Genomic DNA, 14,646 nt, shown 5'->3' with positions numbered 1-14,646 from the left:
CGGCACCGGCAAGCGACAGCTTATGCATTTCGTAAGAGAGTGAACCGCGTCGGCCCTGTCGGCGTAGCGTGCGATCTTGGGTCCGCGCGACGTTCATAACAGAGTGGTGACGTCCTCCACGAGCTCTGCGACGAGGAGGATACGCATGTCGACCAAGCAGGAACGGCTCCCTGCGGAGCACACGCAGCACAAGCTCAAGAGGCACATCGGACCCGTCGGTCTGCTGTTCACCGCGGTCGGATCGATCATCGGGTCCGGGTGGCTGTTCGGTGCGTTCCACGCGTCGGCCATCGCCGGCCCCGCCGCGATCTTCTCCTGGCTGATCGCCGGGGTCATGATCATCCTGATCGGCCTGTGCTACGCCGAGCTCGGACCGATGTTCCCGATCTCGGGCGGTGTCGTGCGCTACCCGCACCTGGTGTGGGGCTCGTTCGGCAGCTACTCGCTGGGCTTCATCACCTGGATCGCGTCGGCCGCCGTGCCGGCCATCGAGGTCACCGGCGCCCTGACGTACGCGACGAAGTTCGCGCCGTTCACGGTGCAGCAGACGGATGCCGGGGCCACTGCGCAGGTGCTGACTCCGCTGGGCATGGTGGTCGCGATCGCGCTGCTGGCCCTGTTCGTCGTGCTGAACTACTACGGCGTGCGGCTGTTCGCGCAGATCAACAACGTGCTGGTGTGGTGGAAGCTCGGCGTCATCGTCCTTGTGATCGCCGTGTTCCTGATCACGGCGCTGGGCACGACCCAGATGGGCACGCCCGCGAACTTCGGTTCGTACGGGTTCGCGCCGAACGGCTTCGCCGCGGTGTTCGTGTGCATCGCCACCGCCGGCATCACGTTCTCGTACCTCGGCTTCCGCCAGGGCATCGAGCTGGCCGGCGAGACGACGAACCCGAAGCGCAACATCCCGCTGGCGCTGATCGGCTCGGTCGTGATCTGCGCGATCCTGTACGCGCTGCTGCAGATCGCGTTCACCCTGGCCGTGCCGGCCGCGGTGCTGCACAAGTCCGGCGGCTGGGCCGGGCTGACGTTCCAGAACGACTTCGGACCGTTGGCCGCTCTGGCGTCCCTCGCGGGGCTGGCCTGGCTCGCGTACATCCTCTACTTCGACGCGGTCATCTCGCCCGCCGACACCGGCCTGATCTACACGGCGATCGCGTCCCGGGTCTCGTACGCCATGGGCCGCAACCAGAACGCGCCGCGCTGGCTGGCCTCCAACAACCGCCACGGGGTACCGCACTGGAGCCTGATCGTGACGTTCTGCGTCGGGGTCGTGCTGCTGCTGCCGTTCCCCAGCTGGCAGTCCCTGGTCGGCTTCATCACGAGCGCCACCGTGATGTCGTTCGGATCGGGCCCGCTCGTGCTGGCGGTCATGCGGCGCAAGTTCCCCGACATGCACCGCCCGTTCCGGCTGCCCGGCGGTGACATCATCCCGTTCCTCGCGTTCTACAGCGCGAACATGATCATGTTCTGGGCCGGATGGGATACGAACTGGAAGCTGCTGGTCACGATCCTGATCGGCTACGTCGTGCTCGTGCTGTTCCAGATCTTCGGGCACAAGGGCGCCCAGCCGCCGCTGTTCTTCAAGACCGGAGCGGTGTGGATCCTGCCGTGGTTCGTGCTGTACGGGCTGACGAGCTTCGTGTTCAGCTCAGGCGTGTTCGGCCAGGCGTTCGACCAGGCCGCGTTCTTCTGGGTGTTCCTGGTCAACCTGGTGGTCACGGCGGTGATCTACTTCCTCGCGATCCGGTCCACGCTGCCCGACGAGAAGGTTCAGGAGTACATCGCCGATGCGGCGCACGAGTCGGACGTCGAAGTGGAGGAGATGGGCGGCACCCTCGCCTAGGCTGGAGGCATGCAGTATTCCGCGGCTGTGATCACGGTGTCGGACCGCTCCTCACGGGGCGAGAGTGAGGACGTCAGCGGGCCTCTGGCAGTGGCCGCCCTCCGCGAGGCCGGCTTCGCGTGCGACGACCCGGTCGTGATCCCCGACGGCGCCGACATCGTCGAGCACACGCTGCGCGCGGCGCTGACCGACGGCATCCGCGTGATCGTGACCACCGGCGGCACCGGCGTCGGCCCCCGCGACGAGACCCCTGAGGGCACCCGGCGGGTGCTCACCCGCACGATCCCCGGCATCGCCGAAGAGCTGCGACGACGGGCGACGGCCGAGCGGCCCGCGGGCATGCTCTCGCGCGGGGTGTCGGGCGTCGCCGAGGCCGCGCTGATCGTGAACCTGCCCGGCAGCCCGGCCGCCGTCGAGTCGGGCATGCCCGTCGTGCTGTCGGTCGCGCCGCACCTGCTCGGGCAGCTGCGCGGGGACGACCACCGATGACCCTGCAGTGGGCGCGCATCAGCGCCGAGCCCCTCGACGAGGCCGCTCATACCGCCGCCGTCGACGACCCGCGCATGGGCGCCGAGATCACGTTCGTGGGGCGGGTGCGGGATCACGATCCGGATGCCGCGACCCCTGTGGTCGCGCTCGAGTACAGCGCCCACCCCGATGCCGAGAAGACGCTCGCGGCCCTGGCGGCCGAGGCGATCGGCGAGACCGAGGCCGTCGTCGCTGTCAGCCATCGGGTCGGCCGGCTCGCCGTGGGCGACGCTGCCGTCGTGGTGGCGGTGGCCGCCGCCCATCGCGGCGTGGCGTACGACGTGAGCCGCACTCTGATCGAGGCGATCAAGCACAGCCTGCCGGTCTGGAAGCGGCAGGTCGAGTCCGACGGCACGACGGCCTGGAAGGGCCTCGGCGGCTGACGCCGGCTCAGCCGCCCGCGAACGGGGGCAGCACGTCGACGACGGCGTCGTCGGCCAGCGGCTCGTCGTCGTCGGTCCGCGCGCCGTCCACGAGCACCGAGCAGCGGGGCAGGATCGCCGCCAGCGCTGGATGATCCGCGTTCAGCGCGGCCCTCAGCGCCGACAGGTCGGGAGCGGCCAGTCGCAGCTCGGCGGCGCCCACGGCCTCTTCGGCCGCGGCGAAGAAGCGGACGAGGGTCACGACGTCTCTCCGGCGTGCACGTCCCACGTCGAGGCGAGCTCGGACACCGCCGCGACCGCCTCCTGCACCCGCTCGGGCGAGCCGCCCGCCCGGCCTGCGACGAGTCCCGCCACGAACGCGCTGAACGGAGCCGCGGGACGGGCCACGCCGTTCGCGACATCCTTCGCGAGGTCGAGGATCAGCCCGATCGGCACGTCCTCCTGCGCCAGCGCGAAACGCTCGCGCAGGGCGTCCGCCCAGTGATCCAGGGCTTCGGGGGGCAGGTGCTCGCTCATGGGGCCTCCTTCGTGAACCTCTCGTAATCCTCCCACGTGTCGATGTCATCGGCTCCGCCCGCACGGTCCGGGAGCGCGGCGATCGCGAGGTCGGCCAGCAGCGCGCGCATCGAGGCGTCGCGGCCGGCGTCGGCGAGGGATGCCGCGGCCCGCCGCAGCGCGTGCGTGCGGTACGCCCCGGTGAGCCACTGCGGGCGGCTGGACGCGTCGGCCAGGCACGCACCATCGGTGTCGGAGGGCAGGAGCACGATGTCGTCCACGAGCTGCCGTACGGCGGCGTCGACCCGGGGGAGGTCGCATGCGAGCACGAACGTCCACTGCGCGTCGTCGGCGGGCGCAGGCTGGGCGAGCGCCGCCACGATCGCGGCGGCGGGTCCCGTGAAGGGCGGGTCCTCGCGGATCCAGCGCACGGCGGTGCCGGGCTGGTCGGGGGAGGGATCGGGCGCAGGGCCGACGACCGTGATCGGGTCGGCGCCGATGCTGCGCACCGCGCCGATCGCGCGGTTGCGCAGGCTCACGCCGTCGACGCGCAGACCCGGCTTGTCGATGCCGCCCATGCGCGAGGCGCGGCCGCCGGCCAGCAGGATCGCGCCGAACCGGCCCGGCGCGGCAGCGGCGGTCATCGCGGACCGGACTCGCCCGGGCGCCGCCAGGCGCCGGACTTGCCGCCGGTCTTGGCGACGAGGCGCACGTCGGTGAACGAGGTGCCCTTGTCCATGCCCTTGACCATGTCGACGACCGCGAGGGCTGCGACCGAGACGGCGGTGAGCGCCTCCATCTCGACCCCGGTGCGGTCGGCGGTGCGCACGGTCGCCTCGATCTCGACGCCGCCGTCGACGATCTGCAGGTCGACGCCTGCGCCGTGCACGCCGATCACGTGCGCGAGCGGCAGCAGCTCGGCGGTGCGCTTGGCGCCGGCGATCCCCGCGACGCGGGCCACCGCCAGCACATCGCCCTTGGGTACGGTGCCGTCCCGGAGGGCGGCGACCACTTCGGGCGCGCAGCGCACGAATCCGCGGGCGGTGGCGGAGCGCACGGTCGGCTGCTTCTCGGTGACGTCGACCATGCGCGCGTGGCCCGCGGCATCCAGGTGTGTGAAGCTCATGGCACCAGCATGACATCCACGACGTCGCCGACCGAGACGCTGTCGACGTCGGTCGGGACGATGGCATAGGCCTGCGCGCGCCCGAGGCTGGCGGCCAGGTGCGAGCCGCCCGACGAGGCCGGTCGCACGCCGTCGCGGTCGACGACCACGGGGCGGTACTGCCGGCGCCCCGCCGGGGTGCGCCATGCCTCGGTCACCCGCATCGGCAGCACGAGCCGGTCGTGACCGGCGGCGCCCTGCAGCGCCATCAGCGCCGGCCGCACGAACACCTCGAACGACACCGCGACGCTGACGGGGTTTCCGGGCAGCCCGAACATCAGCGGCGTGCCGTCGCCGAAGCCCTGCGGCTTGCCGGGCTGCATCGCCACCTGCTCGAACGCCATCGGAGCGACGTTGCGCACCACCTCGTATGCCCCCGCACTGACCCCGCCGGATGTGATCACGACGTCCGCGCCCCGGGCCGCGGCATCCTCCAGCGCCCGGCGCAGCCCGTCGCCGTCGTCGTCGACCTGCTCGCGCAGCACCACTTCGGCGCCGTTCTCGCGACACAGCCCGTCCAGCAGCGTGCTGTTGGACTCGGGGATCTGCCCCCGGCGCAGCGGCACGCCCGGCTGTGCCAGCTCGTCGCCGGTCGAGATCACCGCGACGCGCGGCAGCCGCGACACCGTGACCTCGGCGACGCCGGCCGCGGCAGCCGCGGCCAGCTGCCGGGCGCCCAGCAGCTCGCCGGCGCTCAGGATCACGTCGCCGGCCCGGTGCTCCTCGGCCCGTGGCCGGATGTGCGCGCCGCGCGCGCGGGGGGCTGCGATGACCTGGACGCGATCCAGCGAGTCGGCCAGGCCCCCTGTGGTGTCTTCGAACGGCACGATCGTGTCGGCGTCGGTCGGCACCGGAGCGCCGGTCATGATCCGCGCCGCCTGGCCAGGCTTCAGCGCCGGGTCGTCCGCCGTGCCCGCCGGCAGGTCGGCCACTACCTGCAGCACCGCGGGCGCGTCGGAGCTTGCCGCCGCGACGTCGGCGAACAGCACGGCGAAGCCGTCCATTGCCGAGTTGTCGAACAGCGGCAGGTCGACGGCCGAGAGCACGGGCTCGCGCAGCACGCGACCGAGCGCCGCCGCCGCCGGCATCGTGACGGACTCGACCGGCCGCACCGCCTCGAGGATCCGCGCGAGGTGCTCTTCGACCGTGATCATGCGCTCTGCTCCCGCTCGTGCTCGTGCTCGTGCTCGTGCTCCCGCACGTGCTCCCGCTCCCGCTCCTGCTCGGTGGCGGCGTGGCGCCGCGTCCATCCGTCCATGCCGCCGCGCAGCACCGCGACGTCGGCGCCGGCGTCCCGCAGCGCCGCCGCAGCGACCCGAGCCCGCGCGCCGACCTGGCACACCACCACGATCGGGCGCCCCTCGAACTCGTCGGCCAGGGCGTCGGCCTCGGCGACCGCGGTCTTCAGCGGCATGTGCACGATCCCGGGCAGCGCACCGCGGGCGAGCTCGTCCGCTTCGCGCACGTCGATCACGACCGCGTCCCCGGGCTCGTCGACCTCGGCGATCGCGACGTGCGCGGGCACGGCATCCGTCGCCCGCGACGTGCGCAACGGCACCTCGCGCTGCGTGCCGGCCAGGGCGTCCAGCAGGGCCACGCGACCGAGCAGGGGCTGCCCGATGCCGGTGACGAGCTTGAGCGCCTCACCCGCCATGAGGGCACCCACCTGCAGGCACAGCGGGCCGAACACTCCGACCGCGGAGCACGCCGGCGCCTCGCTGCCGGACGGGTACAAGTCGTGCAGCCGCACCGGGGCGAGGCCCGCCGGCGGACGCGACCAGAAGACCGTGACCTGACCGGCGAACTCCTGCACAGTGCCCCAGACGAGGGGCAGGCCGAGCCGTTCGCACGCGGCGGCGACGACCTCGCGGCTGTCGAACGCGTCGGTGCCGTCGAGCACCAGGTCGACGTCGGCGAGCAGGCCGGCCGCGTTCGCGGGGGTGAGGCGGGTGCGCTCGGGGTGCACGCGCGTCTCGGAGAGCTCGGATGCCACGCGTACGGCGCTGTCGACCTTCGGGGCCCCCACGTCCTGCCGGCGGTGCATCACCTGGCGCTGCAGATTCGACAGGTCGACGTCGTCGTCGTCGAACACGACGAGCTCGCCGACTCCGGCCGCGGCCAGGGCCAGCACGACAGGGGAGCCCAAGCCTCCTGCGCCGATCACGGCGACGCGTGCGGCGGCGATGCGGCGCTGGCCCTCGGGACCGAGGCCGGCCAGCCGCTGATGGCGCGCGGTGCGCAGATTCTCGGCGTCGCCGAGCGCGCCGACGGGATCGACCAGAGGGGGCAGGGTCATGGTCTCAGCGTAGCCACGCTGCGAAGGGGCAGGCTCTGATCCGCAGACGCGGAGGAGAATGGATGCTGTCTCCGCAACTGCGGTGATAATCTGACCGCATGGCCGCAAGCTACAAGATCGCGCAGGCGGCGCGGCTGCTCGGGGTGAGCGACGACACGGTGCGGCGCTGGGTCGAGCACGGCGTGCTGCCCGTGACCGATGCGAGCCCCGCCGAGATCCCGGGCGACGCGCTCGCGCGGCGCGCCGTCGAGCTGGCCGGGGCCGCCGACGATCCGACCGACGTGCTCTCCAGCGCCCGCAACCGCTTCACCGGCCTGGTCACGAACGTCGTCGCCGACGGCGTGATGGCGCAGGTCGACATCCAGGCGGGCCCCCATCGGGTGGTCTCGCTCATGTCGGCCGAGGCCGTGCGCGACCTCGGGCTCGAGGTCGGATCGCTCGCGGTGGCCGTGGTCAAGGCCACCACGGTGATCGTCGAGATGCCGCGCGGCTGAACCCCGATTCCGAGAAGAGCATCATGCGCCGACCGTCCCTGCTGGCCGCGGCCGCGGCATCCCTCGCCCTCGTCCTTTCGGGATGCGCCGCATCGTCCGCGCCCGCGTCGGATCCGACCGCCCCGGGCATCACTGGGAACGTGTCGGTGGCGGCGGCCGCATCGCTGCAGGATGCCTTCGCGAAGGCCATCGCCGAGTTCGAGACGGCCCACCCCGGCGTGCACGTCACCGCGAGCTACGACGGCTCGAGCACCCTGGCCACGCAGATCCTCGGCGGGGCGAGGGTCGATGTGTTCGCCTCGGCGGACCAGAAGAACATGGCGAAGGTCACGGGTCCCGGGCTGGCGAGCGACCCCGTCGTCTTCGCGCGCAACACCCTGGTGATCGCGGTGCCCCGGGGCGACCCCGCCGGCGTGCACACGCTCGCCGACCTCGCGGACCCGAAGCGGAAGGTCGTGCTGTGCGCGCCCCAGGTGCCGTGCGGCACGGCGTCGCAGACCCTGCTGCACAACGCGGGGGTCGCGGTCACCCCCGCCAGCGAAGAGCAGAACGTCACCGCCGTGCTCACGAAGGTGCGCACCGGCGAGGCCGACGCGGGCCTGGTGTACAAGACCGACGCGGCCACGACCGACGAGGTCGAGGCGATCGTGCCCGCCGGCGCCGACAAGGTCGTGAACTCGTACCCGATCGCCGTGCTGAAGGACGCGCCCAACCCGGCCGCCGCCCATGCGTTCGTCGACTTCGTGACCGGCGCCCGGGGGCAGGCGATCCTCGCCTCGTTCGGATTCGACAGACCGTGAGACGCCGTACCGGGTATGCGCCGCCGATCCTCATGGTCCCGGCGGTGATCGGGCTGGCATTCCTCGTGCTGCCGCTGGCCGCGCTCGTCGCACGGGTGCAGTGGCCGACCCTGTGGGCCGACATCACCTCGCCCGCGGCCCTGGACGCGCTGCGCCTGTCGGTGCTCACCGGGCTTGCCGCGACCGCCGTGTGCCTTGTGCTGGGCGTGCCGATGGCGCTGTTCATCGCCCGCGCCCCGGCGCGCACCGCCTCGGTGCTGCGCGCGACCGTGACCGTGCCGCTCGTGCTGCCGCCGATGGTCGGGGGACTGGCCCTGCTGTTCCTGTTCGGCCGCAACGGCTGGCTCGGCGGCACCGGGCTGCAGCTGCCGTTCACCACCGCGGCGGTCGTGCTCGCCCAGACGTTCGTCGCGCTGCCGTTCCTCGTGCTCGCCCTCGAGGGGGCGCTGCGCACATCGGGCGTCGGCTACGAGCAGGCCGCCGCGGGCCTGGGCGCCGGACGCTGGACGACCCTGTGGCGCGTGACGCTGCCGCTGGCTGGTCCCGGGCTGCTGTCGGGGGTCATCCTGTGCTTCGCCCGCGCGGTCGGCGAGTTCGGTGCGACCGCCCTGTTCGCCGGCAACGCCCCGGGGGTCACACAGACGATGCCGCTGGCGATCTACACGGCCTTCAACGGCGCCGGAGTGACCCAGGGCGCGGCCGTGGCCCTCTCGCTGCTGCTGCTGGTCACGGCGGTCGCGGTGCTGTTGCTCGTGCGGGCATGGCGTCCGGCCCCTGGCTCCGCCGCCGCCGTCGGGGCAGGCGTGCGATGACCGGCGCCGGACTCGACGCCGCGGTCCTGGTCGAGCGCGGCGGGTACCGCCTCGACGTGTCGCTACTGGCGCTGCCGGGCGAGGTCGTCGCCGTGATGGGGCCGTCGGGCGCCGGCAAGTCGACGCTGTTCGGCGCGATCGCCGGCTTCGCGCCGCTGTCGGGTGGGCACGTGCGTCTGGACGGTCGGCTGCTGGATGCCGCGGCCGGCCACCGCGTGCCCCCGCACCGGCGGGGAGTCGTGCTGCTGGGGCAGGAGCCGCGGCTGTTCCCGCACCTGTCGGCGCGGGAGAACGTGGCTTTCGGGCCGCGGGCGCGCGGGACCGCGCGGCATCGGGCGCGGGCCGATGCCGACGCCTGGCTGGAGCGCGTCGGGCTGGGCGCGTCGGGGGACCGCCGCCCGGCGCAGCTGTCGGGGGGCCAGCAGCAGCGGGTGGCGCTGGCCAGGGCCCTGGCCACGTCTCCGCTGCTGCTGCTGCTGGACGAGCCGTTGACCTCGCTGGACCCCGCCACGGCCGCCGGCATCCGGGCGGTGCTGCACGACCAGCTCGCCGACACCGGAACGACCGCGCTCATCGCGACGCACGATGCCCGGGACGCGGCATCCCTCGCCGACCGCCTCGTGGTGCTCGAGGACGGGCGGATCACGCAGGCGGGGCGCCCCGCCGACGTACTGGACGCTCCGGCCACCCCGTTCGTCAGGGCGCTGGCCGCGACGCGCCCCGCAGGCGCCAGTGACACGTGGCAGGCGCAGATCGTCGCCGTCGAGCCCGAGGGCGCAGGTGCGGTGACGGCCCGGGCCCGCACCGCCGCCGGCGACGAGGTCGTGATCCGCGTGCCCGCGCAGGCCGGCGTGGTGCCGGGCGCGACGTTCCTCGTGCGCCTGCCGCCCCGGGAATGACCTCCGCCCGGTGCGGGACGAGTACCGTGGGAGCTGCAACGTCGCGCATCCGGGAGGTCGGAATGGGCAGGATCACCACCCGTCACAAGGTCGTCCGCATCACCGCGGCCGACGGCACGGACATCGAGGTCGTGCGCCGGCTGGACACGCTGGCGGCCGAGGAGCCGCTGGAGATCCGGGTGGGCGGCGCGCCGCTGACCGTGACGATGCGCACGCCCGGGCACGACGTGGAGCTGGCCGCCGGGTTCCTGGTCTCGGAGGGTGTGATCACGCACCACGACCAGTTCGCCTCAGCGATCCACTGCGGCGGTCCGGGCACCGGCGGCACGATCCGCACGACCGGGTCGACGAGCGTGCCGCTCGGGATCTATGCGCTGGGCGCCTCCGCCGCTGACGGCGGGAACACGTACAACGTGCTGGACGTCACGCTCGCGCCGGGCACTGCGCTGCCAGACCCCGCTCGCGCCCGGCACTCCTACACGACCAGCGCATGCGGCGTGTGCGGGGCGGCGTCGATCGAGCAGGTGGCCACGACCTCGGCGTTCGACGTGTCGCAGGACCCGGTCCAGGTCTCTCCGGCGATGCTCGCGGGCCTGCCCGACGCGCTGCGGGACCGGCAAGAGGTGTTCGAGAAGACCGGCGGGCTGCACGCGGCCGCGCTGTGCGACGCCGCCACCGGTGAGCTGCTGGTCGTGCGCGAGGACGTGGGCCGGCACAACGCCGTCGACAAGGTCGTCGGCTGGGCGGTGCTCAACGGCAGGCTGCCGCTGACCGGCACCGTGCTGCAGGTGTCGGGACGCGCGAGCTTCGAACTCGTGCAGAAGGCCGTCATGGCCGGCATCCCGATGCTGTCGGCGGTGTCGGCGCCGTCGTCGCTGGCCGTCGAGATGGCCGAGAAGTCGGGGCTGACGCTGGTGGGCTTCGTCCGCGGCGCATCCATGAACGTGTACTCCCGGGCGGATCGCATCCGCGCGGGGGTGCTGGAACCCGCGTGATACGACACGCGGATGTGCAGAAGCCCTTGCAAACCTGTGCATTCGCTGATAAGCCAGGGAGAGAGGGTGCGGTCGGCTGCTCGACGACGGCGCCCTTCGAGTGAGCGAGCGAAGGAGCGTGCTTCACGATGACGGGTAAGGCGCCGGTTCAAGACGTCGATGAGGATGCCACGGCCATGGAAGTGGCCGAACCCAAGCAGTGGGCGGCCGGCGTTCCCGGCGTGCTCCATGCGATGGTGCCGGCCATCAAGGACATGGGCCTCGGGCGAGCGCTCAAGCTCGTCACCGAGATGAACCAGAAGGACGGCTTCGACTGCATGAGCTGTGCCTGGGCCGATCCGGACGAGCGCAAGACGTTCGAGTTCTGCGAGAACGGCGCGAAGGCCGTCACGTGGGAGGCGACGCCCGTCACGATCCCCACGTCGTTCTGGGCCGAGAACTCGATCCCGAGTCTCGAGGACAAGTCGGAGTACTGGCTCGGCATGCAGGGGCGCCTGATCGAGCCCGTGTACAAGCCGAAGGGCAGCGACCACTACGAACCGATCACGTGGGACGCCGCATTCAGGCTGATCGCCGATCGGCTGAAGGCCATGGACTCGCCGAACGAGGCGACGTTCTACACGAGCGGGCGCACGGCCAACGAGACGGCGTTCGCGTACCAGCTGCTGGCGCGTTCGTTCGGCACCAACAACCTGCCCGACTGCTCGAACATGTGCCACGAGTCGACCGGCAAGGCGCTGGGCGAGGTGATCGGCATCGGCAAGAACACGATCGCCTACAAAGACTTCGCGAAGGCCGATCTGATCATCATCATGGGTCAGAACCCGGGCACGAACCACCCCCGGATGCTGACCGCGCTCGAAGAGGCCAAGCAGGCCGGCGCCGAGATCGTCGCGATCAATCCGCTGCTGGAGGCGGGGCTGATCCGCTACAAGAACCCGCAGAAGGTGAGCGGCATCATCGGCAAGGGCATGGGTCTGGCCGACCAGTACCTGCAGATCCGTGCCGGCGGCGACGGCTGGCTGATGAAGGCGATCTCGCAGCGGGTGTTCCAGGCCGAGGATGCGCGCCCCGGCACGGTGCTCGACCATGCGTTCCTCGACGAGCACTGCTCGGGCCTGGACGAGTTCCGCGAGCACGTGAAGGACCTCGACGCCGAGATGGTGCTGCGGGCCACCGGCCTGACCACGGCCCAGATCGACGAACTGGCGGACCGCTACCTGCGCGCCGACAACGTCATCATCACGTGGGCGATGGGCCTGACCCAGCATCGGGATGCGGTGCGCATCCTGAAGGAGGTCATCAACCTGCTGCTCCTGCGCGGCAACATGGGCAAGCCCGGCGCGGGGGCATCGCCGATCCGCGGGCACAGCAACGTGCAGGGCGACCGGACGATGGGCATCTGGGAGCAGATGCCCGAGAAGTTCCTCGCCGCGCTCGACAAGGAGTTCGGGACCACCGTTCCGCGCGAGCACGGCTACGACGTCGTCCAGGCGGTCGAGGCGATGCTGGCCGGCAAGACGAAGGTGTGGATCTCGATGGGCGGCAACCTCGTGTCGGCCGTGTCGGACACGCACGCCGCCGAAGAGGGGTTCCGCAAGGTCGGGCTGAACGTCCAGATCTCCACGAAGCTCAACCGCAACCACCTGACGGTCGGCGACGAGGCGATCATCCTGCCGGTGCTCGGCCGTACCGAGATCGACATGCAGGCCACCGGTCCGCAGATGCTGACGGTCGAGGATTCGGTATGCGCGATCCACTCGACCCGGGGCAAGGTGAAGCCCATCTCGGACCAGTTGCGCAGCGAGATGTCGGTCGTGGTGGGCATCGCCCGGGCACTGCTGGGCGACGACGGACCGGTCGACTGGGCGTCGTTCGAGCGGGACTACGACGTCGTGCGCGACCACATCGAGCGCGTCGTGCCCGGATTCGACGACTTCAACGCACGACTGAAGAAGGACAACGGTTTCATCCTGCCGCACGGACCGCGTGACTCGCGGACGTTCCCGACGGCGACCGGCAAGGCCATGATCACGGTCAACGACCTCGAATACCTCGAGTGCCCGCCCGGACGCCTGCTGCTGCAGTCGATGCGCGCGCACGACCAGTTCAACACGACGATCTACAGCCTCGACGACCGCTACCGCGGCATCAAGAAGAGCCGTCGCGTGATCTTCGTGCACCCCGACGACCTCGCCGAGCTCGGCTTCGCCGACGGGTCGATCGTCGACGTGCACAGCGAGTACAGCGATGGCGTGGACCGGGCGGTGCACGGGTTCAAGGTCGTGGCGTTCCCGACCTCGCGAGGGTGCGCGGCCACCTACTTCCCCGAAGGCAATCCGCTCGTGCCGCTGGGGCTGACGGCGCTGGGCAGCAACACTCCGGCATCGAAGGGCGTGGTCATCCGGCTGGAGCCGGCGGCGACGGCGGGCGGATCGGACGCCGAGAAGGCGCCGGGGACGCTGGCCACGGCGGGGCGCTGACGACGACGCAGCACTGAGACGGCCGCCGACGGGCGCGCGGGGGGCGACCCCGGCGCTGGATCGGCGTGCCCACATGAAGACCGGCGACAGAGAGGATGGACAATGATGTCATCAGCCACACGGAGCTCGGGAGCGGTGCGAAAACCGACTGCGGGCAGATGGTGGATCGTCGTGGCGGCGCTGCTGCTGCAGTTCGCGATCGGCGCGGTCTACGCATGGAGCGTGTTCGGCAAGGCTCTGGCGGAGCCGACCGCGATGAACCTGACCACGTCGGAGGCGTCGCTGACGTTCACGGTCACCATCGGCATGATCTTCATCGGCAGCTACGTCGGCGGCAAGGTGCAGGATCGTACCGGCCCGCGCCCGGTGGCGCTGACCGGCGGCATCATCTACGGCCTCGGGTGCGTCCTGGCGTCGTTCGCGGTGTCGCATGACGCCAGCCTGCTGTGGCTGCTCGTGCTCGGGTACGGCGTGATCAGCGGCTTCGGGCTCGGCTACGCCTACATCGTGCCGATCGCGATGCTGCAGAAGTGGTTCCCCGACAAGCGCGGTCTCATCACCGGGCTGGCGGTGGCCGGCTTCGGCTTCGGCGCGGTGGTCACCGCCCCGGTGGCGCAGTGGCTGATCGCGATGACCCCGACCGAGCCCAACCGCGCGTTCCTGCCCCTCGGGATCGGGTACCTGGTGCTGGCCGTCGTGGGCGCCTCGTTCTTCCGCAACCCGCCCGCCGGCTACACGGTTCCCGGATGGGCGCCGGCGGTGAGCGGTCGCACCCGCGACGCCTACAAGCAGTTCACCGAGAAGGAGGCTCTGCGCACGCCGCAGTGGTACCTGCTGACGGCGATCCTGACGCTGAACGTGACGGTCGGCATCGCGCTGATCGCCCAGGCGGCGGCGACCGCGAAGGACGTCGCCGGGTACTCCGTCGCGGGGGCCGCGGCCCTGGTGGGCGTGCTCGCCCTGTTCAACGGCGGCGGCCGCATCTTCTGGGCGTGGGTGTCGGGCTTCACCGGCCGGATGGTCGCGTTCGCGCTGATGCTGGGCCTGCAGGGCGTGTGCCTGCTGATCGTCCCGCACGCGAGCAACGCGGTGCTGTTCTTCATCCTCGCCGCGGTGATCTACCTCTGCTACGGCGGCGGGTTCGGCACGATGCCGGCGACGGCGGGCGACTTCTTCGGAGTCAAGCACGCCGGAGCCATCTACGGTCTGATGATCATCGGCTGGAGCCTGGGCGGCATCATCGGCCCGCCGATCATCGCTGCGCTCATCGGCGACGGCGTCGTGAAGAACTACACGCTGGGCTACACCGTGATCGGCATCATCGCGCTGGTGTCGCTGATCATCCCGGCGATCACCCGCATGCCCAAGCCCGAGGCGGCGGTCCCGTCGGGCGGCGACCTCGCACCCGGCGTGGTGGGCGAGGCGGAGTAGGCCCCACCGACCAGAGACG

The 14,646-nt window shown here is 71.6% G+C and carries 16 protein-coding genes; 10 read left to right on the top strand and 6 right to left on the bottom strand.

The window, feature by feature from the left end; genetic code table 11:
• Positions 1-145 precede the first annotated feature (145 nt).
• The 3 genes from AC3RX0_RS13795 to AC3RX0_RS13785 are packed head-to-tail and all read left to right on the top strand — an operon-like array spanning position 146 to position 2,757.
• Positions 146-1,846: an APC family permease gene (locus AC3RX0_RS13795; RefSeq protein ID WP_491506567.1), complete on the top strand. Its 1,701-nt coding sequence runs from the start codon at positions 146-148 to the stop codon at positions 1,844-1,846.
• A 9-nt stretch (positions 1,847-1,855) separates the two neighbouring features.
• Positions 1,856-2,335 (top strand): MogA/MoaB family molybdenum cofactor biosynthesis protein, encoded by a 480-nt coding sequence (locus AC3RX0_RS13790; protein ID WP_491506566.1) that lies wholly within the window; start codon positions 1,856-1,858, stop codon positions 2,333-2,335.
• The gene (locus tag AC3RX0_RS13785; protein WP_491506565.1) at positions 2,332-2,757 is read left to right on the top strand and encodes a molybdenum cofactor biosynthesis protein MoaE; all 426 of its coding nucleotides are present in this window, start codon (positions 2,332-2,334) and stop codon (positions 2,755-2,757) included. Before AC3RX0_RS13790 ends, AC3RX0_RS13785 begins: the two co-directional genes overlap by 4 nt.
• A gap of 7 nt (positions 2,758-2,764) precedes the next feature.
• Here AC3RX0_RS13785 and AC3RX0_RS13780 read toward each other — a convergent pair whose 3' ends face one another.
• From AC3RX0_RS13780 to AC3RX0_RS13755, 6 genes are read right to left on the bottom strand one after another with little or no spacing between them, the layout of a single operon-like run.
• The gene (locus tag AC3RX0_RS13780) at positions 2,765-2,998 is read right to left on the bottom strand and encodes a MoaD/ThiS family protein (protein WP_491506564.1); all 234 of its coding nucleotides are present in this window, start codon (positions 2,996-2,998) and stop codon (positions 2,765-2,767) included.
• A complete protein-coding gene (locus AC3RX0_RS13775) occupies positions 2,995-3,273 on the bottom strand; it encodes a DUF6457 domain-containing protein (protein WP_491506563.1) in 279 nt (92 codons plus the stop codon). The genes AC3RX0_RS13780 and AC3RX0_RS13775 overlap by 4 nt, the downstream gene beginning before the upstream one ends.
• Positions 3,270-3,896, bottom strand: a complete 627-nt coding sequence (gene mobA / locus AC3RX0_RS13770; RefSeq protein ID WP_491506562.1) for a molybdenum cofactor guanylyltransferase — start codon at positions 3,894-3,896, stop codon at positions 3,270-3,272. Before mobA ends, AC3RX0_RS13775 begins: the two co-directional genes overlap by 4 nt.
• A complete protein-coding gene (gene moaC / locus AC3RX0_RS13765; protein ID WP_491506561.1) occupies positions 3,893-4,378 on the bottom strand; it encodes a cyclic pyranopterin monophosphate synthase MoaC in 486 nt (161 codons plus the stop codon). The genes mobA and moaC overlap by 4 nt, the downstream gene beginning before the upstream one ends.
• Positions 4,375-5,571, bottom strand: coding sequence for a molybdopterin molybdotransferase MoeA (locus AC3RX0_RS13760; RefSeq protein WP_491506560.1), 1,197 nt, complete (start codon positions 5,569-5,571; stop codon positions 4,375-4,377). Before AC3RX0_RS13760 ends, moaC begins: the two co-directional genes overlap by 4 nt.
• Positions 5,568-6,713 carry a ThiF family adenylyltransferase gene (locus AC3RX0_RS13755; RefSeq protein ID WP_491506559.1) on the bottom strand — a complete coding sequence of 382 codons (1,146 nt, stop codon included), beginning with the start codon at positions 6,711-6,713 and terminating at the stop codon, positions 5,568-5,570. The genes AC3RX0_RS13760 and AC3RX0_RS13755 overlap by 4 nt, the downstream gene beginning before the upstream one ends.
• Before the next feature lie 98 nt (positions 6,714-6,811).
• Between AC3RX0_RS13755 and AC3RX0_RS13750 the strand changes: the two genes are divergently transcribed.
• The 7 genes from AC3RX0_RS13750 (at position 6,812) to AC3RX0_RS13720 (ending at position 14,627) form a co-directional block, all read left to right on the top strand.
• On the top strand, positions 6,812-7,207 hold the full coding sequence (locus AC3RX0_RS13750; protein WP_491506558.1) for a TOBE domain-containing protein: 396 nt from the start codon (positions 6,812-6,814) through the stop codon (positions 7,205-7,207).
• Between the two features lie 23 nt (positions 7,208-7,230).
• Complete coding sequence (gene modA / locus AC3RX0_RS13745; RefSeq protein ID WP_491506557.1) at positions 7,231-8,007, top strand: molybdate ABC transporter substrate-binding protein; 777 nt, start codon at positions 7,231-7,233, stop codon at positions 8,005-8,007.
• Between the two features lie 32 nt (positions 8,008-8,039).
• Positions 8,040-8,819 (top strand): ABC transporter permease, encoded by a 780-nt coding sequence (locus AC3RX0_RS13740; RefSeq protein WP_491506865.1) that lies wholly within the window; start codon positions 8,040-8,042, stop codon positions 8,817-8,819.
• Positions 8,816-9,718 carry an ABC transporter ATP-binding protein gene (locus tag AC3RX0_RS13735; protein WP_491506556.1) on the top strand — a complete coding sequence of 301 codons (903 nt, stop codon included), beginning with the start codon at positions 8,816-8,818 and terminating at the stop codon, positions 9,716-9,718. The genes AC3RX0_RS13740 and AC3RX0_RS13735 overlap by 4 nt, the downstream gene beginning before the upstream one ends.
• Before the next feature lie 62 nt (positions 9,719-9,780).
• Complete coding sequence (gene fdhD, locus AC3RX0_RS13730; protein WP_491506555.1) at positions 9,781-10,713, top strand: formate dehydrogenase accessory sulfurtransferase FdhD; 933 nt, start codon at positions 9,781-9,783, stop codon at positions 10,711-10,713.
• A 128-nt stretch (positions 10,714-10,841) separates the two neighbouring features.
• A complete protein-coding gene (locus AC3RX0_RS13725) occupies positions 10,842-13,196 on the top strand; it encodes an FdhF/YdeP family oxidoreductase (RefSeq protein WP_491506554.1) in 2,355 nt (784 codons plus the stop codon).
• 135 nt (positions 13,197-13,331) lie between these two features.
• Positions 13,332-14,627: an L-lactate MFS transporter gene (locus tag AC3RX0_RS13720; RefSeq protein WP_491506553.1), complete on the top strand. Its 1,296-nt coding sequence runs from the start codon at positions 13,332-13,334 to the stop codon at positions 14,625-14,627.
• Positions 14,628-14,646 lie beyond the last annotated feature (19 nt).

It is taken from the genome of Microbacterium sp. W1-4-2, from assembly GCF_058349885.2.
This window is presented reverse-complemented; position numbering and strand designations above follow the sequence as displayed.